19 protein-coding genes are annotated in these 19,667 nt (G+C 60.7%); 8 read left to right on the forward strand and 11 right to left on the reverse strand.

All coding sequences use genetic code 11. The features are described 5' to 3' along the window. A partial coding sequence (locus ACS3WA_RS00005; protein WP_438276533.1) for a hypothetical protein occupies window positions 1–263 on the reverse strand: 263 nt, incomplete at its 3' end. A gap of 684 nt (window positions 264–947) precedes the next feature. Between ACS3WA_RS00005 and tsaA the strand changes: the two genes are divergently transcribed. Then, window positions 948–1,391: a tRNA (N6-threonylcarbamoyladenosine(37)-N6)-methyltransferase TrmO gene (tsaA, locus tag ACS3WA_RS00010; protein WP_438276534.1), complete on the forward strand. Its 444-nt coding sequence runs from the start codon at window positions 948–950 to the stop codon at window positions 1,389–1,391. Between the two features lie 75 nt (window positions 1,392–1,466). On the opposite strand, the gene ACS3WA_RS00015 is transcribed toward tsaA, so the two are convergent. Next, window positions 1,467–2,735, reverse strand: coding sequence for a hypothetical protein (locus tag ACS3WA_RS00015; protein WP_438276535.1), 1,269 nt, complete (start codon window positions 2,733–2,735; stop codon window positions 1,467–1,469). Window positions 2,736–3,168: 433 nt separating this feature from the next. Here ACS3WA_RS00015 and ACS3WA_RS00020 point away from each other — a divergent pair, with 433 nt between their 5' ends. The 3 genes from ACS3WA_RS00020 to ACS3WA_RS00030 all read left to right on the forward strand — a co-directional run bounded on the left by ACS3WA_RS00020 (window position 3,169) and on the right by ACS3WA_RS00030 (window position 5,164). After that, the gene (locus tag ACS3WA_RS00020; protein ID WP_438276536.1) at window positions 3,169–3,336 is read left to right on the forward strand and encodes a hypothetical protein; all 168 of its coding nucleotides are present in this window, start codon (window positions 3,169–3,171) and stop codon (window positions 3,334–3,336) included. A gap of 352 nt (window positions 3,337–3,688) precedes the next feature. Continuing rightward, the gene (locus tag ACS3WA_RS00025) at window positions 3,689–3,958 is read left to right on the forward strand and encodes a hypothetical protein (protein WP_438276537.1); all 270 of its coding nucleotides are present in this window, start codon (window positions 3,689–3,691) and stop codon (window positions 3,956–3,958) included. 126 nt (window positions 3,959–4,084) lie between these two features. Continuing rightward, window positions 4,085–5,164, forward strand: coding sequence for a CobW family GTP-binding protein (locus ACS3WA_RS00030; protein ID WP_438276538.1), 1,080 nt, complete (start codon window positions 4,085–4,087; stop codon window positions 5,162–5,164). Window positions 5,165–5,883: 719 nt separating this feature from the next. On the opposite strand, the gene ACS3WA_RS00035 is transcribed toward ACS3WA_RS00030, so the two are convergent. Both ACS3WA_RS00035 and ACS3WA_RS00040 read right to left on the reverse strand, forming a co-directional pair. Next, window positions 5,884–6,081 carry a hypothetical protein gene (locus tag ACS3WA_RS00035; RefSeq protein ID WP_292617925.1) on the reverse strand — a complete coding sequence of 66 codons (198 nt, stop codon included), beginning with the start codon at window positions 6,079–6,081 and terminating at the stop codon, window positions 5,884–5,886. 1,134 nt (window positions 6,082–7,215) lie between these two features. Further along, window positions 7,216–7,971: a hypothetical protein gene (locus tag ACS3WA_RS00040; protein ID WP_438276539.1), complete on the reverse strand. Its 756-nt coding sequence runs from the start codon at window positions 7,969–7,971 to the stop codon at window positions 7,216–7,218. 647 nt (window positions 7,972–8,618) lie between these two features. Here ACS3WA_RS00040 and ACS3WA_RS00045 point away from each other — a divergent pair. Then, window positions 8,619–9,026, forward strand: a complete 408-nt coding sequence (locus tag ACS3WA_RS00045) for a DUF59 domain-containing protein (RefSeq protein ID WP_438276540.1) — start codon at window positions 8,619–8,621, stop codon at window positions 9,024–9,026. A gap of 745 nt (window positions 9,027–9,771) precedes the next feature. Here ACS3WA_RS00045 and ACS3WA_RS00050 read toward each other — a convergent pair. The 4 genes from ACS3WA_RS00050 to argH all read right to left on the reverse strand — a co-directional run bounded on the left by ACS3WA_RS00050 (window position 9,772) and on the right by argH (window position 13,825). Continuing rightward, the gene (locus ACS3WA_RS00050) at window positions 9,772–10,308 is read right to left on the reverse strand and encodes a c-type cytochrome (protein ID WP_438276541.1); all 537 of its coding nucleotides are present in this window, start codon (window positions 10,306–10,308) and stop codon (window positions 9,772–9,774) included. A gap of 312 nt (window positions 10,309–10,620) precedes the next feature. Continuing rightward, window positions 10,621–11,886 (reverse strand): diaminopimelate decarboxylase, encoded by a 1,266-nt coding sequence (gene lysA, locus ACS3WA_RS00055; protein ID WP_438276542.1) that lies wholly within the window; start codon window positions 11,884–11,886, stop codon window positions 10,621–10,623. Between the two features lie 173 nt (window positions 11,887–12,059). After that, window positions 12,060–12,365, reverse strand: a complete 306-nt coding sequence (lptM, locus tag ACS3WA_RS00060; RefSeq protein WP_438276543.1) for an LPS translocon maturation chaperone LptM — start codon at window positions 12,363–12,365, stop codon at window positions 12,060–12,062. A gap of 62 nt (window positions 12,366–12,427) precedes the next feature. Further along, window positions 12,428–13,825, reverse strand: coding sequence for an argininosuccinate lyase (gene argH / locus ACS3WA_RS00065; protein WP_438276544.1), 1,398 nt, complete (start codon window positions 13,823–13,825; stop codon window positions 12,428–12,430). 223 nt (window positions 13,826–14,048) lie between these two features. Here argH and tlpA point away from each other — a divergent pair, with 223 nt between their 5' ends. Beyond that, the gene (gene tlpA, locus ACS3WA_RS00070) at window positions 14,049–14,720 is read left to right on the forward strand and encodes a thiol:disulfide interchange protein TlpA (protein ID WP_438276545.1); all 672 of its coding nucleotides are present in this window, start codon (window positions 14,049–14,051) and stop codon (window positions 14,718–14,720) included. Between the two features lie 173 nt (window positions 14,721–14,893). Here the strand turns inward: tlpA and ACS3WA_RS00075 are convergent, their stop codons facing one another. The 3 genes from ACS3WA_RS00075 to ACS3WA_RS00085 form a co-directional block, all read right to left on the reverse strand. Then, window positions 14,894–15,475, reverse strand: a complete 582-nt coding sequence (locus ACS3WA_RS00075; RefSeq protein ID WP_438276546.1) for a YqaA family protein — start codon at window positions 15,473–15,475, stop codon at window positions 14,894–14,896. A 51-nt stretch (window positions 15,476–15,526) separates the two neighbouring features. Next, window positions 15,527–15,925 carry a phosphoribosyl-ATP diphosphatase gene (gene hisE, locus ACS3WA_RS00080; RefSeq protein ID WP_438276547.1) on the reverse strand — a complete coding sequence of 133 codons (399 nt, stop codon included), beginning with the start codon at window positions 15,923–15,925 and terminating at the stop codon, window positions 15,527–15,529. 115 nt (window positions 15,926–16,040) lie between these two features. Next, complete coding sequence (locus ACS3WA_RS00085; protein ID WP_438276548.1) at window positions 16,041–16,421, reverse strand: hypothetical protein; 381 nt, start codon at window positions 16,419–16,421, stop codon at window positions 16,041–16,043. A gap of 216 nt (window positions 16,422–16,637) precedes the next feature. Here ACS3WA_RS00085 and ACS3WA_RS00090 point away from each other — a divergent pair, with 216 nt between their 5' ends. Further along, window positions 16,638–17,699, forward strand: coding sequence for an ABC transporter substrate-binding protein (locus ACS3WA_RS00090; protein ID WP_438276549.1), 1,062 nt, complete (start codon window positions 16,638–16,640; stop codon window positions 17,697–17,699). 123 nt (window positions 17,700–17,822) lie between these two features. Further along, window positions 17,823–19,622 (forward strand): glucan ABC transporter ATP-binding protein/ permease, encoded by a 1,800-nt coding sequence (locus ACS3WA_RS00095; RefSeq protein WP_438276550.1) that lies wholly within the window; start codon window positions 17,823–17,825, stop codon window positions 19,620–19,622. Window positions 19,623–19,667: the final 45 nt, after the last annotated feature.

Raw genomic sequence — 19,667 nt, forward strand, 5'->3', positions numbered from 1 at the left:
CCGCAAATGCCGATCCACTCGCGGCTGCCGCCGCTACTCCAAACGCCAATCCCAGAAACCGGCGGCCAAACCGGCGGCCAATCAGGCCATTCGACATCTTCATGCCGCTCGCGCTCCTTGTCATAAACCCCGCACCAGCACCTGGCGGCCATCGATACGGGCCCAACAAGCGCGTTACGTACCGGCCGTTTTCTTAAAGGAGTATATTTTAAGATGCAAGCGCCGTTCATGCTGCTATGCGGCAATGACGAAAGCAATGTCATGACGAAGATTGATTGCATCTCCGCGGAAGCATCAAGCGTCTTGCCAAGATTTTTAAGTCAATACGTGAAAGCGTGCGTTGATAAGCAGTCTAGGATTAGTTTCGAGCGCAATCGGCGACCGAAATCTTCTTACTCTTTCTTGACCATGTACCGAATTCCGCTCGCCGGCGATGGCCAATCATCAGCAACACAGTCGCGGCGATGAAGATCGCGCAGATCCGCGCGGCGGAAAAAAGCAGTTTACGACGTCCCATTGTATAAAGAGCCGTTTGCTGAAGCGCAAACACGGCGCCTATCGTGGCGTGACTTGAAGACCTTAAGACAGGATTATCCGCACAAGCTCGCGCACTCACATTTTCATACTGCGCAGATCGCATGCCTCCACTGCACATTCGACATTGCAATGCGCGGTCGACGGCACAACGTGAATTCAGGCAGCAGGGTTCCCTCCCTCATCTGCGCAAGCGGGCATGAAGAGGAATTGAGGCTCGCGACGAGACCCAAATTTTTCCTTGGCGAAGCGCTCGACGCTGAACGGCGTCATTGACGCTCACGGGAGGCATTCGGCAGAATGACCGACACTCGAGCTACGGTCCGCGCTCCGAGCGGCAATGAGAAAGCATGCCGGCACACCATCGCAGACTCAAATCATCCCGCACCCGGCAGTCCCACATGACGATTTGCATGCAATCAGTAGGTACGGTGCGCAGCCCGTACAGAAACAAGGCCACGGGAATCTCCCGCCGCGACATCGTCGCCGAAATCGTTGTGCGCGAGGATCTCGAGCGCACCCTCACCGGCATCGAGGAATGGTCCCATTTATTCATCTTGTTCTGGATGGATCAGTCCACCTGGACGCCCGATCAGCTCACCGTCCATCCGCGGCATCGCGAAGATCTGCCGGAAGTCGGTGTGTTCAGCGCCCGCGGTCGGGAGCGGCCCAATCCGATCGGACTTGCCGTCGTCGAACTGCTGAAACGCGACAAGAACGTTCTGACCGTGAAAGCGCTGGACGCCTATGACGGCACGCCCGTCCTCGATATCAAACCCTACGATGCCTATGACGCCGTCACCGGACTCCAGGCGCCCGAATGGTGGCTGATGGCGACCGGCCGTCTGAAACCGTAACAGCCGCTTCGGTTCGGCGCATACCGTCAGCCAACGCCGACGACACGTCGCTTCGCACGTTTGATGTTTGAACGATCAACGCAAGGGCCGGCGCGTCGGCGCGGACTGCCGCCATTGCCGCGATAGGCTTATCAGCCGATCGCGCGAAATCGTCCCGCCGTGATAGACGGCGCGCGACACCGCTCCCGCACCCAGCACCGCATCTCCGAATTCGTGCCGCCGCAGGAACGGATGATGCGGCAGATAGGTTCGGACCATTTCCCTGTATTTTTCCATTTCCGCAGGAGGCAGCCTGACACGGCCGGCGCCCTCGAGCGGCTTCGACTCGATATACTGCGCAAGCAGCGACAACTGCTCCTCGACATCATAAACCGCATTTGGCAGCGCGGACTCGCATTGGTCGCTCAGCCGATCCCGCAACTTGTCCTGTTCGCGGCCCAGTATCTCGTACAGAACCGCCTCGACCATTCCCCAGGCTTCGCGGCCGCCGTTTGCGCTGAGGTTTCTGGCGACGTTTGCGAAATTATCGATCACGGCCAGGATGGATCCCACCGCCGCAAGAACCGGAGCGTATCCGGCGAACACCTTGCCTCGTTCGTTCTGCCAAAGCTCTCCCGCCGGCAGACCCAGCGCTGCTTCGATCGCGTCAAAATAAACGGTGATGAAATCCTGCGCTTGTTCCGGGTGCTGCAGATAGTGCGAGCCGGGCCTCGCGGCTGATGCGGCATAGGCGTGGATCAGTTGGCGCGCTCCCTCCTTGTCGAAAAACTCGACGTTCGCCGTGACGTGCGTAATGCCGTGCACGGCGAGCTTGAGTTGCTGCCGCGCCAATTCGATCGACTCGAACCGCCCCAGCAAGACCAGCTTGGGTCGCGAGGTAACGCGTCGGTCGCTTTGCAGGAATTCGGCGATGGATGCGAGAAACTGCTCGATCCCCGTTTCGCCCGACAGCAGCCTTCCTTCATCGATAGCGTCCACAATGAGCGGAATCTTCCCCTCGTGAAATGCGTCGAGCGGATCGCTTTTGTCGGCGGCTTCCAGACCAGCCAGCATCGCCCGGAGAGAGCCGGCCGAAACGGCGACTTCGGCCAGATCGAGAATCGGCACCTTGAGCGTCGCGGACAACTGCCTTGCCAAGGTGCTCTTGCCGATCGCTGCCGACGCCTCGATGAAAACGATCTCCTTCTCCAAGGCCGATGCGTCGCTCTCCTCGATTTCCAGCCTTGGCGCCACGAATGGCGTTGGCGCCTCCCCGACGACGAGACATCCGGCCTGATCGGACTTCGGGAAATGGACGGGGCGATTCAACACGCGAACGAGTACGCTTAGCGCAGTTTCCGGCATCAGATGACCTCTTCGAACGCCGCACGTTTACAATCGCGAAACCTCCGGTTCAATGGATAACGGCGTGCGGGCGACACGCGTCAACGGTGGTGAACGGGACGCACGAGCAGATTCGACGCGTGTTTCCAAAGGGGCTGCCTATCCGCTTGCGGCCAATGCGACTCGCTGCGTTGCCTCGGAGGGAAGATCGGCAGCCAGCGGGTTTGCGCACGGAACGGATGTCCGATGTTGCACCGCAATGGACTTGAGCAACGCCTGCCCATGAGAATTTCGTCGTTCTTGAGACCAAAGCCGCGGGGGCAAGGCGGCGCGGAACGAGCAACGATCATCAAATCGCATATGTACGCGGGTAAAAATCCATGCCATAGGAAAAGCCATGCTAAAAGGTTGGAAAATCAGTTCCGTAAGACCCGGCAGAGGGGCCAGTGGCGCCTTGCGCCACGAATTCATCCTTGTCGCCATCGCCGACCAGGCCGAGGCTCTACGAGCCGTCAAGGAGTGCCTTCCTGACGCAGAAATCACGGTCGATTCCGAAGCTACTCCGGAGCTTTTGGCCGAATATCAGGTCATCGACGGCGAAATGGTCGTTCTCGCCGATTGACCCGCATTCGCGCGGAAGGGCGCGCTTCCGTCAAACTGGTCCGTTGCGCCTATGGCGATGCGCGCGCCCCGACACGATCTTCACCATGGTTGCGGACGATGCCCGACCCGCAGGGTCCTCGCGAAGCAGCCGTTGCGACGTCATATTTTCAGTCGACAGGGTCGGAATTTCTTCATAGCAACGGCTGCAGTTATCGTCGGTTGCGGCGGGCGAGGCATCGGGAACCGGCCGGATTGGCAGCAACAAAATCCGGCGCTAATCAGGTCACCGTGCATACCCTGATCGCCCATGAACAAGCGGTAGCCCGAATGCTGGAGACGCAGAGACTGCGGCCTTAAGGAGAGAATAACCAATGCGATACCGTACCAACCAGGGGCTGTTGATCGAGGCCGCCTCATCGGCCGAAGCAATCACCCGTCTGCGCGAGTCGAGCTGGAATGAACAGAACCTCAGCGATCATGCCTATATGGAAGCGGTTGCCGATCGCATGTTCCAGGAAGGCATTCACGTCTCGACCATGAGCCCGGACATTTTCATCGCCGGATTATTGGGCGCCGGCCTGCTGACGCGGGAGGCGGACGACGCCCAGCCGGATGCGGCGAAACAGGAAACCGGACGATAGCGATAACAAGGTCAGGCGGCTGCGAAGCAAGCGACAGCCGGCAAGTCCGACGCCGGGGACTAGTCCTCGCGGCAATTGATGCAAAACAGCTGGATGCCTATATAGCTGGACCAGCGGAGGAACCAAATGACTGATAAAATCCCGGTCACCGTACTGACCGGCTATCTCGGCGCCGGCAAGACCACACTGCTTAATCGCATCCTCTCGGAGGAGCACGGCAGGAAATACGCCGTCATCGTCAACGAATTCGGCGAGATCGGCATCGATAACGATCTTGTCGTCGGCGCCGACGAGGAAGTGTTCGAGATGAACAACGGTTGCATCTGCTGCACCGTGCGCGGCGACCTGATGCGCATCCTCGCCGATCTGATGAAAAAGAACGGCAAGTTCGACGCCATCATCGTGGAGACGACGGGGCTCGCTGATCCGGCGCCGGTGGCACAGACCTTTTTCGTCGATGAGAACGTTGGAAGTAAAACCAAGCTCGACGCGGTCGTCACCGTCACCGACGCCAAGTGGCTCAACGACAGGCTCAAGGATGCTCCCGAAGCCAAGAACCAGATCGCCTTCGCCGATGTGATTTTGATCAACAAGACCGATCTGGTATCTGCAGCCGAACTCAGCGAGATCGAAGCGCGCATCCGCGGTATCAATCCTTACGCGAAACTGCACCGGACCCAACGGGCGCAGATCCCGCTCAACGAGATTCTGGAGCGCAACGCCTTCGACCTCGAGCGCATTCTCGATTTCGAACCGGCTTTCCTCCAAGCCGAAGATCACAGCCACGACCATGGCCATGATCATCACCACGATCACGGCGATGGCCACCATCATGACCATGATCACGATCATGACCATCACGATCACAAGCACGAAGAACACAACGGCGGCCTCAAGCACTACCACGACGAGGAGATGCAATCGCTTTCGTTCCGGACCGACAAGCCGCTGGACGCGGATAAATTTTTTGCCTGGATCGAGGATCTGGTGCAGGTCGAAGGTCCGAACATTTTGCGAAGCAAGGGCATCCTTGCTTTCAAGGACGAGGAGCGGCGCTTCGTATTTCAGGGCGTGCATATGATTCTGGACGGCGACCATCAGCGCCCTTGGAAAGAGGACGAAAAGCGCGAAAGCCGCATGGTGTTCATAGGCCGCAACCTGCCGGAAGAGAAGATCGCCGAAGGGTTCCAGAGCTGCATCGCCTGATACCCATAGCGTGCTGATATTGTGAACAGACGAGAGCTTCACGGTTTTACGGAAACCGTGAAGCTTTCGGTTTTGATTTGACGCATTCTTCGCGCGCGGCGGTTATCCATTCATCCTCAAGCCGAGCATTTGCCTGGCTCGAAAACGCTGTAATGGATTTCACTCGACGACAGGTCCGGGCATCGGCGATACAGCCAATCCGATCTCGCATTCCGGGAAGATGCTCCAGGCAGCGCCACAACCACATACGCCGCGAGCCATCTGAACGGCAATAAGGCGGCTAAAGGCTCAGCTCAAAGAGCTGGCGGCGGAGCCTCGACAAGCTTTTCCGACCCACGACGAGACTGCTGACCACCGACGCAATCAGATTGCTCGAACAAGCGCAGCTCCATTCAAGGAAGATGATGCGCTCGCCTTCGCGTTGCTCGGCGAAGACTCTGTTTGACCGTCAGCCACTATCGGATTTCAGCATCTCGAACAGCGCTTGATCGCGCACCGCGACCGTAAGCATTCTCAAGAAAGTTCGGCATTCGCGTTCAGCCGCAGATGTGGCTGGCGTGCTTATGGGTAGCTATCCCGGGCCTTTCCGGGATTGGCGGGTGTGCACCTACCTGTAACGGTCTTCAGGCACGGACACCGCACGAGTAACGACGACAGTGGGCCATCGCCGGAAGGACGATGGCGGATGCCATCGACCTGCCTGCGCGACGTTCCAAGTTCTACGGCTCCTCAGAGGGCCGCGAGAAGATGATGAGCAAAAAGCCGACCACGGCCATCCCCGCGCCGTAATAGACCCATTCGGTATGCCTGACGAGGATGCTATCGGCGGGAAGGTTGTAAAACCGGAAGCCCTGTCCCATGAAGCCCAGTCCGGCGACCAGGGTAATAACCCCGACGATTCTCAATAGAGCATGCATTCTAAGGCGTTTTCCCGGATGTTGATGTTATTGAATGAGGCCAAGCAGTGAGTTCGCTATACTATGCGTCCTCGGGTTTCGCTTCAACTCCATTTGCGCGTCTCGCGATATTCATCATCGACTATACGGCAAGTCTGCACTGAGAACGAAAGCAACTTCGTCCGTTTTTCAATCGGCGCGACCTGCTCGCATCAATGGCGCGACTGACCCGCAGATCTTTCCGCGCTGCAGCTTGCTTTTCGCGGCGCGGCAGACAATCGATAATTGGTCGATAATTGGTGAGTCGGGCGATTGGCGGACGATGCCAGCCAGGACGCGCCGAGGACACTTTCCACTTCTGATCGAAACAAAGCGGAAAACGATGGATTTTGGTTTGGGCGCGTCCCCGTGAGCCGGCATCCCGCCTCGAGTCAAACCTCGAGGACATGCTGTGTTCGACAGCGCAATAGCCGAAAATTGGATTGACCCGGAGATCAAGGCGCCCGCGCGCGCATCCCCTCAACTCCCGGACCTTGATGAGACGCTGGCATGGGCAGCAAGACCTCGCTTCTGTTCGGCTGGACGATCCCGGTCTGAGACGCTGGAGGCGTGCACCCCGGCACGGCAGGCGGTCGGGCGAACGCCCCTTTGGCGTTCGCCCACGTACGACTTTCACTGATTTGTTTTGTGAGTTGCCGCTCGGGTCGTACCGGGCCGATTCCGGGGGACTCAGGTTTGCACCCATAGCGTTTTCGAGCGAAGCAGGTTCTCGGGCTTGACCCGAGCATGGATTACCGGCTCGCGCCAAGAAACGCACCAAAACAACGACCTAGAACTTCGCTTCTGATCCGAACCGAAAATGTTCTGGGTTCATCGTCATGTTCGCAGAAGGAGCTTCGTCTGCCGCAGAAGGAACCCTCGCCCGCGAGCGGCAAAGGTCCTGATTTGATTTACGCGAGTGTTCACGTGTTCACGCAAAACACGACTACGCCCTTGAGTCCGAAGGCGCACCGCATCCAAACGTGACAGATTTATAATTCCTGGATTTTATAATTACTGGAGCCAAAAACGCGTCGACCGCGGAACGCGCTGCCCTCGTTTCCGAGATTGGCGCGTTTGGCCGCGGTCGTCGACGAATAAGCAGCTTAGCTTAAGCTAGGCAGCAGAGGCAGACTTGGCCTTGACTTTGCCTTCCGGCTTCTGCGCGGGAGGCGTCTTTACAGTCGGCACACCGTCCTGGAAGCTTACCTCGGTGCCCATACCGGCAGCCAATTCAGCTTCAAGAATAGAGGGCTGCTTGGGAGCAGTGAACCGCTGGAACGATTCCGCAAGGGCCATTGACAGGTCAATAGCCGTGCCGCGGAACGAATCCCACAACATCACCGCGCCTTGGTTCGGCACGAACATTCCCTGCTTGCTCGAACTGCGGTTCAGAGCGAGACGCGAATCGCGAGCGCGCCGATGTCCGGCATGCGCGTGATCGTGCTCGTCATCCTGCGGAGCATTGGCGGGCAACTGCAACACGGTGGCGGTCTGACCACTTACGAGCTGCGTAATCTTCAGAACCTGCCCGTTCGGAAACTCCAGCGCATCGTGCTGAACGTGCGGATTGTCCACATCCACCTTCCGGAAGCTCGCGACCTTGTGATCGACACGAGCCTTGCCCGAGAACTTTATGCCAAGGAAGCTCCGGGGGCATTCGTACTGAACGTTCTCGTCAAAGGCGAGTTCCGTTCCGGGAAGCAGGCAGACCGCCAACTCGGGCGGGCTGTCATGAATCACAAGCTTGGGGCCGAGCTCGCCAACGGCCGCAAAGCCGCGCACGTTTGATTTTGCAAGCTCCATCGTAACCAGCTTATCGGCGACCTTGGCAGGCCGCGACGCTACGTGATGCAGACTGTAGTCGCACATGAAGGGCTCCTCTGGTTGGGACTACGCACTCCCCACATCAATAACAATACCCGCGATGCGAACTCGTTCCGCCGATTTCTCACTCATGAAAGGCGGTTGCGTATCTTAGTCCAACGATCCAACCATGCTAAATTGGTGTAGTCAGAATCTACCACGGTAACAACGATCGCGTCAACTCCATTCCGAGCAGGCAGTTGGGGACGGGAGCGGCAATTCGCCCTGAAAACGGGCCAAAATTCGCCACATGAGAGCGGAACGCGCTTCGGAAAACCATGTCCCGCTAGAATTACTCAAACCGGTAAGTCCTGGCTGATCGAAACTTTCCGATCGTCTCCGGGAACTTACCGCATCAACCCACATAGATAATCGCGGGTCAGATCCAGAAGCACGCGGTGCACCTCGGTCGCGTGCGCGTCTCAGGGCCAATCTGTCTCAGGGCCAATCCAGGCGTCCTTCGGTTGACCCTGTTGACGCTTGGAGAAGGCCTGCAATTGCGCTATGTAAAGCAAGACGCTGCCTAAAACCGAAGGCTGCATTGGCGAACGCTTGACGACGTTCGAGCGGAAGACAAATCAGAATCCGCACTCATACAGACCACACGGGCCAACCTGAGTGCGGCCCGTTCGCCAAAGCGCAGGAGTATTGGTATGACCGACGAGGCGAACCTAGCTGGAGCCGTAAGCATTCCCTCGGATAGCGCGGACGCCGCCGACGCGACAGATTCGTCGTCGAGCGTCCCGGCGGACGAAATGGCGCGCATGGGAGAGGATATCGTTGGCGCGCTCAAGACCGTCTACGATCCGGAAATTCCGGCCGACCTCTACGAACTCGGTCTGATTTACAAAATCGTGATCGACGACGACCGTACGGTCAATATCGAGATGACGCTGACGTCACCAAATTGCCCGTCGGCGGCGGAACTGCCTGGCCAGATAGAGAACGCGGTCAAAAGCGTATCTGGCGTGCAGGGCGCCAAGGTCGCGATCGTATGGGAGCCAGCGTGGGACCCCAGCCGCATGTCCGACGAGGCGCGCACCGTGCTCAACATGTGGTGATGGTCAGACCATCCTTTCACATCAATTCGGGATGACGCGGGCCGCCTCCGTCGGCCGCTACAGAGATTCGAGCGGAAACGCCGGCTTGCCGGTCCACGGCTGGTGACCTCCCCCGCGCATTCAACGATTGCCGCCCATCCGGCCCAGCGTCAGCCAGCGAAGGCCTCTGGATCCAACCGACACATCTGGCCTGGCGGAATGAGGCCGCGCGGCAGAGCCGATTGAAGCGGTCGGTTCGTTAGGGATGGGAACTTCTCTTGCTTGCAGTGCAGCAAAAGCAGGCCGACCACATCGCCCGCGCTAACGTAACCACAGAGGCGTCCGATGGCATCCGAATGGCAAGGCCATACGACAGGTCATGTGGACAGTTGCTGGACGCCGTTACGCCCGCCGGGCGAATGCCGCTCGGAAACAGGGCGATGAGACGTTCGCAGTGGTCCGACGATAGCACCGCTGAAATGCAGGTCGGCGCAGGGGACCGAACAGACGCGGCCATTCACAGAGCGGTCGACCAATCGTCGCGGATCGCGAGGCAACCATTCGCGGTGAACAGTTCGCGCGATAAACGGCTCGCCGGGTGAACGGCCTGGCCGCCGCTCTGGCTCTTTGGCCGATCCTGAACCGGAGTGCCCCATGGGGCGAACGCGAGCGGATGCTCGCGAGCGCCATGGGTTCGTGACACAATCGAATGCAGCAAGACGTTCCTGCTGTAGGCATCAGCTTCCTTTCGGAGGCCTATGCCTTCTTACTTCGGCAGCGGCGCCGGGCTCTTTGAGAGCGTATTGAGATAGGCAACCAGATCAGCGCGCTTGCTCTCGCTCTTCAAGCCGGCGAAGCTCATCGACGTGCCCTTAACGTAGGCACGCGGATCTTCTATCCATTTGTCGAGTTCGGCGAAGGTCCAATTACCACCCTTGGCCTTCAAGGCGGCGGAGTAGTTGAAGCCCGGCATCGAAGCGACCGGCCGATTCACCACACCATAGAGATCAGGACCGATCTTGGGCCCCTTGCCTTCCTCGGTGTTGTGGCAGATCTGGCACTGCTTGACGAGGCCGGCACCACGCTCGGCGGAAGCGCTGGCGAGCAACTTATTGAACGCCGCCGGATCGGCAGCGGCGGCTGCCGGCGCGGCGGCCGCTTCCTTCACGTTCGCTTTTTGGGCAGCCTCAGCGTGCGGTTTCTCCGGCCCGCTGAACGACTCGTCGATGATGCGGACCGTTTGAACAAACAACAACGTTCCCAGCAGCGCGCCGAGAATGGCGTTGGTCCGGTTTGAATGCACTGTATCACTCCCAGAGGTCATTACTGAAGTACTCCCAGCGGTAGAGGAGCCAAAGAAACCCGGGAATACCCCGGACGAACTGTAAGGATCGATGGCGGCGGCACCCCCCAGATCATCGATCCTGGAACAGCCCCACTATAGCCCGTTTTGCGTGCCTAAGGGGAGCGGCGGGCACACCCATATCAAATAGATGTTTGTCGTGCAACGGTTCAACCCGGCAACAGACGCGCCGGATTTTGCATTGCGAATGCGACTTTTCATAGTGCAGCGCACTGAGCCGCAGATGGTGAACACGGCACCTGAAGGGGGCGATCACAGCCAAGGCGCGACCGCATCCATCGCAATCAGTTGCTCGACCTCGATGCGCGGGCGGACCACCGCATACTGGTCGTCCTTGACCAGCACCTCGGGGATCAGCGCGCGGGTATTGTAGGTCCCCGATTGCACCGCACCGTACGCGCCGGCGGTCATGATCGCGAAAAGATCGCCGGCTTGCGGCTCCGGCAGGTTGCGCTCGAGCGCCAGGAAGTCGCCTGTCTCGCAGACCGGACCCACGACGTCGGCAACCATCACCGCGGCGTCTTTCGACGCCGCGCGCACCGGCATGATCTGGTGATAGGCCTCATACAATGTCGGACGGATCAGGTCATTCATGGCGGCGTCGATGATGACGAAATTCCGCGCGCCACCGCGCTTCACGTAGATCACGCGCGTCACCAGAATGCCCGCGTTGCCGACGATCATGCGGCCCGGCTCGAACACCAGCGTGCAGCCGAGATTGCGCGTCACGCGCCTGACCATGTCGGCATAGGCGCGCGGCTCGGGCGGAGCGGCACGGTCCTCGTAATAGGGGATGCCGAGACCACCGCCGAAATCGACGTGGCTGATCGTGTGGCCGTCGGCGCGCAACGCAACGACGAAATCCGCGAGCAGACGGAAGGCCGCCTCCATCGGGCCAAGGTCGGTGATCTGGCTGCCGATATGCATGTCGACGCCGGTGATCGCGATGCCCGGCAGCTTTGCCGCTCGGGCATAGACCGCGCGCGCCTGTACGATCGGAATGCCGAACTTGTTCTCCGACTTGCCGGTCGAAATCTTGGCATGCGTGCCGGAGTCGACGTCGGGATTGACACGCAGCGAGATGCGCGCCGTACGCCCGGTTTCGGATGCAAGCCTGGACAGCAGTTCGAGTTCGGGCTCGGATTCCACGTTGATGCAGAGAAGGTCTGCATCAAGCGCCGCGCGCAATTCGGCTTCGGTCTTGCCGACGCCCGAGAACAGGATCTTGCCTGGCGGAATTCCTGCCGCCAGCGCGCGCTTGAGTTCGCCGCCGGACACTACATCCGCCCCTGCCCCGAGCTTCGCCAGCGTCCGCAGCACCGACTGATTGGAGTTTGCCTTCATGGCATAGCAGATCAGGTGGTCGACGCCTGCGAAGGCATCGGCAAACACGCGGTAGTGCCGCTCCAGCGTTGCGGTCGAATAACAATAGAACGGCGTGCCGACGGCGTCAGCCAGCGTCGATAGGTTGACGCCCTCGGCGTGCAGCACGCCGTCGCGGTAATCAAAGTGGCGCATGGAACGAGCGTCCCGAATCCGAAGTTCGCCTCATTATGCAGCACCCTTCGTAGCGAACTTCGGATTCGAAAGGACACTCGCAAATTATTTCTAGTGGTCCTTCGATTCTGACATTTTTGCAAAGACGTTCTCTGCAACGGGACGCAAATGTCAGAATCGGGCCACCAGCCGTCTCAGTGGCTGTCGAGCAGCGGATCGAGAATGAAGGATTTCCTGGTGCCCTTGGAAGCCGCCGGACCATTGTTCATGCCGTAGGAAGGATCGAACAGGCTGCCCTTGGCCGCCGCCTCGCGCGCGCTGTCATCGGCTGCCGCCGTGGCACGCGACTGTTCCGACGCCGTCGGCGGCAGATCGAGACCGCCCTTGCGCCCGCAACCGGCCAGCGCCAGCGTCGCTGCCGTCAGGAAAATCAGCGCCCATCTCGTGGACACCGAGCTTGAAGTGCTGTTCACGGCGATATCCCCAATCGGCGGCACCATACAAAGAATGCCCGGCTCTGGCGAGACCCGGATGTCCGGAAAATTCAAGCGAATGTTTCAGATCAGCCCGATTTCCGCTCTTTTTCCAGCCGCTTGAGCCAGGCCTTTGCCTGCGCGCTGACGTTTTTCGGCGCGGTCCCGCCATAGCTCGTGCGGCTTTTCACCGACGCTTCGACGGACAGCATCGCAAGCGCATCGCGCGTGATGCGCGGCTCGATCGCCTGCATCGCGGACAGCGGCAGCTCATGCAGCGCCAGGCCCTGCTTCGAGGCAGCCGCGACGATGCGGCCGGTGACATGATGCGCATCGCGGAATGGCATCTTCAGCGTCCGCACCAGCCAGTCCGCGAGATCGGTCGCTGTGGCATAACCATCACCGGCGGCGGTTTTCATCCGCGCTTCATCCGGCACGAGGTCGGCGACCATGCCGGTCATGGCGCGGATCGCGAGCGAAAGCGCGCCGAACGCTTCCATCGCGCCCTGCTTGTCCTCCTGCATGTCCTTTTGATAGGCCAGCGGCAGTCCCTTCATCACGATCAGCAGCGCCGTGAGCGCCCCGACGACACGGCCGGTCTTGGCGCGCACCAGTTCGGCGGCGTCCGGATTGCGCTTCTGCGGCATGATCGAGGAGCCCGTGGTGAACTTGTCCGACAGTCGCACAAGGCCGACCAGCGGCGAAGTCCAGATCACGATCTCCTCGGCGAAGCGCGACAGATGGGTCGACGCGATCGCCGCGGCCGAGAGCGTCTCCAGCACGAAGTCGCGATCGGACACCGCATCGAGCGAATTTGCCATCGGGCGATCGAAACCGAGTCCCTTCGCGGTGGCGCCGCGATCGATCGGAAAGGATGTGCCCGCCAGCGCCGCCGCCCCGAGCGGGCTCTCGTTCAGGCGTTTGCGGGCATCTGCAAGGCGGCCGCGGTCACGCGCCGCCATCTCCACATAGGCCATCAGATGATGGCCGAAGGTCACCGGCTGCGCGGTCTGCAAGTGCGTGAAGCCCGGCATCACCGTTGCGGCATGCTCCAGCGCGCGCGTCGCCAGAACGTACTGAAAGGCCGCGAGCGCCGCGTCGGTCTCGTCGATGACATCGCGGACGTAGAGACGGAAATCGGTCGCAACCTGATCGTTGCGCGAACGCGCCGTGTGCAACCGCCCGGCGGCGGCGCCGATCAATTCTGCAAGCCGCCCCTCGACATTCATGTGAATGTCCTCAAGAGCCCGTTTGAAGTCAAACGAGCCCTTGCGAATCTCTGACAAAATCGTGTCTAGACCCCTGCCTATGTTTTTTGCATCATCCGCCGTGATGATGCCTTGAGCGGCAAGCATGGCAGCATGGACCTTGGACGCGGCGATGTCCTGGGCGTAAAGATGGCGATCGACGTCAATCGAGACGTTGATTTCTTCCATGATCGCGTCGGGACCTTCGCCGAACCGGCCGCCCCACATCTTGTTGCTCATGTTGTTTCTCAATGCCGCGCCGCTCATTTCATGCCTGCCGGACGACCGATCCACCCGGTTCGTTCCAGCGATCTGGGTTCTTTCACCCTTTCACCGAAACGGTGAAAGAATCCAGGTTCTTGATTTGACGCGTTCTCTTCACGCGAACTGGAGTCCGCTTCGCTGGAAAACGCTATAAAGCCGAAGCCTGCATACCCGCATCTTGTACAGGATGACAAACGATATGACTGGAACCACCCCGCCGTCCCGCCGCACCCAGAGCAGGCTCCCCGTGGGCCCGCTGGTCGCGGTCGCCCTCGTTGCCGGAGTCACGGCCACGCTTCTGGGAGCCGGGCACCTGAAATACGCGAGATCTGTGGCAAGCGCTGGCATGCCGTGTGGCGCCTCCCTGGAACTGTCCAGGAAGCTCTCCCACCGCGCCATCGGCGAAGTGGCCGCCCTGACGATGGCGTCGAAGCCGCGCCAGATACCAGACCTGGCCTTCACGGACGGCAACGGTCAGCCCAAGAAGCTTTCGGACTGGAAGGGAAAAACCGTTCTCCTGAACCTGTGGGCGACCTGGTGCGTGCCCTGCCGCAAGGAGATGCCCGCACTGGACAAGCTCGAAGGCAAGCTCGGCAGCGATAAATTCGCCGTCGTCGCCATCAACATCGACACCCGCGACGCCGACAAGCCGAAGGCGTTTCTGAGAGACGCCAACCTGACCCGTCTCGGCAATTTCCACGACGATAAGGCAGAAGCATTTCAACAACTTAAAGGAATCGGCCTAGCGGTGGGCATGCCCACTTCGGTGCTGATCGACGGCCAGGGATGCGAAATCGGCAACATGTCCGGGCCGGCGGAATGGGACAGCCCTGACGCGATCGAACTGATTCAGGCGTCGTTGGCGCACTAAGCGCAAGGCGATACCGTCGAACGCATCGCTATAGCGTTTTCGAGCGAAGCATGTCCTCGGGCTTGGCCCGAGGATGGAGATCGGCTCGCGTGAAGAACACGCGCAAAAAACGAAGCCATCAAGATCAGCGCCGAAAAGCCAGTTGTTTCCCCTCAATGCCGGGGGCTAAACACCTAGAGCAGGCGAAACGCGATCACAAACCCGAGGACGATCACGGCCGCGCCGAGCGCCACCCACAGGCCGAGCCGCTTCTCGATCTCACGCCGGATGACGTCGCCGTAGCGATTGAGCAGAACCGCGACGATAAAAAAGCGGCCGCCGCGGGCGACGATCGAACACAGGATAAACAGCCACAGATTGTATCCAGCGAAGCCTGAGGTGATGGTAACGAGCTTGTAGGGGATCGGCGTCAGGCCCTTGCCGATGATGATCCAGGCTCCCCATTGCGCATACGACTCGCGGAATGCCTCCACCTTGTCGCCCAGGCCATAGAGTTGAATGAGCCACTGCCCCAGCGAGTCGTAAAGCAGCGCGCCGATCGCATAGCCGAGCACGCCGCCGGCAACCGAGGCGACGGTGCAGAGCGTCGCGAACAGCCAGGCGCGTTGCGGCCGCGCCAGCGACATCGGCAGCAGCATGATGTCGGGCGGCACGGGAAAGAACGAGCTTTCGGCGAAAGCCACGGCTCCCAGTATCCATAACGCGTAAGGCTTGTCGGCGGCGGCAATGCACCAGTCATAGGTCTGTCTCAGCATGGCGCGATCAACCACTGCGCAGTGGATTTGTCCATGGTCGGGCCGAGGATTTCAGCGGCGTTTGCGCAACCGATGGGCCTCGAGCGCGACAACCCGCTCCCTCGCCGATCTGGCGGAAGGCTTGAGCGGTTTAGCCGCGGTTTTCGGCAGCTTCTCGGCGATACCGAATAACCGCTCGCGGCGGTCCATCTCGGCCCACACGTCTTCAGGACGGATTCCGGTCGCGGCCCACAGCACGGCGAGATTATAGAACAGATCAGCGCTTTCGCGGATCACCGCATCGGGTTTGCCACCGACCGCATCGATCGCAACTTCGACGGCCTCCTCCGCGACTTTCTTGGCCATCTTGGCGGGACCGCGCTGAAACAGCCGTGCGGTTCGCGAGGTGGCGGGATCGAAATCCCGCGCCGCGATCACCGCCTGATAAAGCCGCTCCAGCGAATCACTCATGCCGGCCACGCTAGCGGACACACATGGCCGCTATATTAACGCCGGGAATCAAAACGACGCCGGCCGCGATCGCAGCCGGCGTCCGTCGTGTTCTCTTGATATCTCGCCTAAATCCTCAATAGGGGACGTAGTATCGGGGTCCGCCGTAGTAATAGCCGCGCGGCGGGCCATAGTATCGGGGGCCATAATACCCCGGGCCGTAGTCATAATAGGCGTCACGACGCGCCTGGCTGGCGGCGATGGCGCCGACGGTGCCGATGATGCCGGCGAACGCAGCCGCCGCCGCAGCATCTCCGCCGCGCCGATAATGCCGATGGTGGCGGCGCGCCGCGCTGAAATCCGTCACTTCGCTGGAGGATCCGGTCGCCGAGATTCCGCTGGAAACCGGAGCGGTGGACCCGGCGAAAGATGGGCCGGCCGCCGTCAGAGCCATCGCCGCAACCGTCGCCAAAACGACGCCTCGGCCGCTCGATTTGAAGTTTCTGCGCGTCAACATCTGGCTATCCCTCTGCTGATATTCCTGGCCTGTTAAGGCCATTCTGGAGTTAACTTCCCGATTCACATCGAGTTCCAGAGTCCAAATGCAAGTCTGACGGGCTGCGGCAAATTGCGCGGTCATCGCGTATTCAGATTATCTCTGCTAGACTCTTTGCTTCGAAACCTGCGGGCGTTTGCGCAAACCTCCGCAATCCGGCCGATTGCTCCAACGCCCATGCAAGCCCGTTCGCTGCGCCCTCTCTGGTTTGTCCTGCTGTTGCTCCTGAGCACGGTCGGTGTCGCGCGCTCCGGCATCGCGGAAGACCGCGCCCAAGCCGTCGCGCCCACCCAGATCGAGTTGTCGCTCGATCGCCCGATCGACGCCGCCGTCGCCCCGATCGTGCTGGCAACGACCCGAGGCCTGTTCCGCGCCGAAGGCCTGAATGTCACGACGACCGCCGCCACCGACACGGCCGACGCCATTGCGCGCGTCGCGGTCGGCACGAGTCAACTGGCGCTTGCCGACATCAATGCACTGATCCGTTTTCGCGACGAGCCCGGCGCGCCGCCGGTGAAGGCGGTGTTCGTCCTGTTCGACAAGGCGGGCTATGCCTTCATCGCGCGCAAAAGCCGGGGCATCGACAAGCTTGCCGATGTCGAGGGCAAGACGATCGGCGTCGCCGACGGCGACCTGTCGATAAGGCTGTGGCCCGCGCTCGCCCGGCGAAACAAATTGCCGCTCAAAACGGTGAAACTGGCTCAGGTCGGTCCCGCCGTTCGCGAGCCCATGCTCTCGGCAGGCCAGCTCGACGCCATATCCGGACTGTCGTACCTCTCGGCGGTCGACCTGCGCAATCGCGGTATTCCGGCCGACGATCTGTCCGTGCTGCGATTTGCCGACTATGGCTGCGCCGCCTACGGCAAGGTTCTGATCGTCAATCCGGAATTCGCCGCCGAGAAGCCGAAAGCGGTCAGGGCGTTCGTGCGCGCGGTGATTGCCGGTTTGCGTCTCACCATCAAGGCGCCCGAGCAGGCGGTCGACGATGTGCTGACCCAGATGGACAACGGATCACGCGCGGTCGAACTGGAGCGGCTGAACGCGGTGCTGAGCGACAACGTTCTGACCAGCGAGGTCAAGCACAGCGGCATCGGGGCGATCGACCCGGTCCGGTTCGAGACCTCGCTCGGCCAGATCGCCGAAGATTTCAAATTCCGCCATCGTCCGACGGCCGCGGATATCTTCGACGACAGTTTTCTGCCGCCAGCCGGCGACCGCAAGATCACGCAGGCCGAATAACACCGGCAGAAGCCGCTATATCCCACCCCCGATCCCTGATTAGAATGCCGCGGTCTCTTCCCTCCGGCGCATCCCCCTTCGCGTTGCCGGGTGCCGCGTTGCAATCCGCCAGAGCATTGTCCGATGTCGATGGTCCGCCTTTATACGCGCGTTCTTGAATCGCTCGGCAAGGAAGCGCGGCTTGGCTGGATCCTTGCCGCGGCCAATCTTCTTTTGGCCGGCGCGCAGTTCGCCGAACCGGTGCTGTTCGGCCGCATCGTCGACGTCCTTTCCGGCAATCCCGCCGCCGGCCCTTTCGGAACGACTTCGACGTCGCCGTGGCCGCTGCTGGCGGTTTGGGTGGCGTTCGGCCTGTTCACCATCCTGTGCGGGGTGATCGTGGCCTTGCAGGCCGACCGTCTTTCGCATCGTCAGCGGCAGGCCGTGCTGACGGACTATTTCGAGCACATCCTGCAGTTGCCGCTGACCTATCATGCCGGCACTCATTCCGGCCGGCTGATGAAGGTGATGCTGCAGGGCACCGACGCGCTGTGGCGGCTGTGGCTCGGATTTTTCCGCGAGCATTTCGCCGCGATCATGTCGCTGGTGGTGCTGCTGCCGCTGTCCCTCACCATCAACTGGCGGATGGCGATCGTCTTGTTTGCGCTCTGCATCGTGTTCACGATGCTGACGACGCTGGTGGTTCGCAGAACCTTCGACATGCAGAACGAGGTAGAGACGCATTTCAGCGATCTCTCCGCGCGCGCTTCAGACGCGCTCGGCAATGTCGCGCTGGTGCAGAGCTTCGTGCGCGTCGATGCCGAGGTCCAGGGCCTGCGCTTCGTCGCCGACAAATTGCTGGCGGCGCAGATGCCGGTGCTGTCGTGGTGGGCCATCGTCACCGTGATGACGCGCGCCTCGACCACGATCACCATCCTGGCGATCTTCGCCGTCGGCATCGTGCTGAACCAGCGAGGAATGACGTCGGTCGGCGAGATCGTGATGTTCGTCAGCTTCGCCACCATGCTGATCCAGCGGCTCGAACAGGTCGTTTCCTTCATCAACAGCGTTTTCATGGAAGCACCGCGGCTGAAGGAGTTCTTCGACGTGCTCGACGCCGTTCCGGCGGTGCGCGACCATCCCGACGCCGTCGACGCCGGACGATTGCAGGGGCTCGTCGAATTCGACGACGTGTCGTTTTCCTATGATGGCAAGCGGCCCGCGGTGGAGCACCTGTCCTTTGTTGCATTGCCGGGCCAGACCATTGCGCTGGTCGGCCCGACAGGCGCAGGCAAGTCGACCGCCGTCGCTCTGCTGCATCGCGCTTTCGATCCGCAATCCGGCGTCATCAAGATCGACGGCATGGACATTCGCCGCCTCACGCTGGCCGCGTTGCGCCGAAATATCGGCGTGGTGTTTCAGGAGCCGCTATTGTTCGACCGCTCGATCGCGGAGAACCTGCGCGTCGGCAAGCCGGATGCGTCCGAACAGGACATGCGGTTAGCTGCCGAACGCGCGCAGGCGCTGGAGTTCATCGAACGCGGCGAGAAAAAATTCGACACCCATGCGGGAGAGCGCGGACGCATGCTGTCCGGCGGCGAGCGGCAGCGGCTGTCGATCGCCCGCGCGCTGCTCAAGGATCCGCCGATCCTGATCCTCGACGAGGCGACCTCCGCGCTGGACGCCGTGACCGAGGCCAAGGTCAATGCCGCGCTCGACGAGGTGATGAAGGGCCGCACCACCTTCGTCATCGCGCACCGGCTGTCCACCATCCGCAACGCCACGCGCATTCTGGTTTTCGAGAACGGACGCGTGATCGAAAACGGAACCTTTGAAGAACTCGTGGCGAGCGGCGGCCATTTCGCCCAGCTCGCGAAAGCACAATTCATGATTCCGGACGGTTCCCCGAGCGTCGAAATTCGGCCCCTTTCGTCGGGGAATTAGGCAGGGGCCACTGTTCTGGCTCGCTGAGCCGGTATAGGTTGGAGA

This window comes from Nitrobacter sp., from assembly GCF_051535235.1.
In the GTDB taxonomy this organism is placed as follows: Bacteria; Pseudomonadota; Alphaproteobacteria; order Rhizobiales; family Xanthobacteraceae; genus Nitrobacter.

Coding starts and splice junctions, on each gene's coding strand:
- tsaA (WP_438276534.1), top strand. CDS start 948: ATGCAATCAGTAGGTACGGTGCGCAGCCCGTACAGAAACAAGGCCACG.
- ACS3WA_RS00015 (WP_438276535.1), bottom strand. CDS start 2,735: ATGCCGGAAACTGCGCTAAGCGTACTCGTTCGCGTGTTGAATCGCCCC.
- ACS3WA_RS00025 (WP_438276537.1), top strand. CDS start 3,689: ATGCGATACCGTACCAACCAGGGGCTGTTGATCGAGGCCGCCTCATCG.
- ACS3WA_RS00030 (WP_438276538.1), top strand. CDS start 4,085: ATGACTGATAAAATCCCGGTCACCGTACTGACCGGCTATCTCGGCGCC.
- ACS3WA_RS00035 (WP_292617925.1), bottom strand. CDS start 6,081: ATGCATGCTCTATTGAGAATCGTCGGGGTTATTACCCTGGTCGCCGGA.
- ACS3WA_RS00040 (WP_438276539.1), bottom strand. CDS start 7,971: ATGTGCGACTACAGTCTGCATCACGTAGCGTCGCGGCCTGCCAAGGTC.
- ACS3WA_RS00045 (WP_438276540.1), top strand. CDS start 8,619: ATGACCGACGAGGCGAACCTAGCTGGAGCCGTAAGCATTCCCTCGGAT.
- lysA (WP_438276542.1), bottom strand. CDS start 11,886: ATGCGCCACTTTGATTACCGCGACGGCGTGCTGCACGCCGAGGGCGTC.
- lptM (WP_438276543.1), bottom strand. CDS start 12,365: ATGGTGCCGCCGATTGGGGATATCGCCGTGAACAGCACTTCAAGCTCG.
- argH (WP_438276544.1), bottom strand. CDS start 13,825: ATGAGCAACAAGATGTGGGGCGGCCGGTTCGGCGAAGGTCCCGACGCG.
- tlpA (WP_438276545.1), top strand. CDS start 14,049: ATGACTGGAACCACCCCGCCGTCCCGCCGCACCCAGAGCAGGCTCCCC.
- ACS3WA_RS00075 (WP_438276546.1), bottom strand. CDS start 15,475: ATGCTGAGACAGACCTATGACTGGTGCATTGCCGCCGCCGACAAGCCT.
- hisE (WP_438276547.1), bottom strand. CDS start 15,925: ATGAGTGATTCGCTGGAGCGGCTTTATCAGGCGGTGATCGCGGCGCGG.
- ACS3WA_RS00085 (WP_438276548.1), bottom strand. CDS start 16,421: ATGTTGACGCGCAGAAACTTCAAATCGAGCGGCCGAGGCGTCGTTTTG.
- ACS3WA_RS00090 (WP_438276549.1), top strand. CDS start 16,638: ATGCAAGCCCGTTCGCTGCGCCCTCTCTGGTTTGTCCTGCTGTTGCTC.
- ACS3WA_RS00095 (WP_438276550.1), top strand. CDS start 17,823: ATGTCGATGGTCCGCCTTTATACGCGCGTTCTTGAATCGCTCGGCAAG.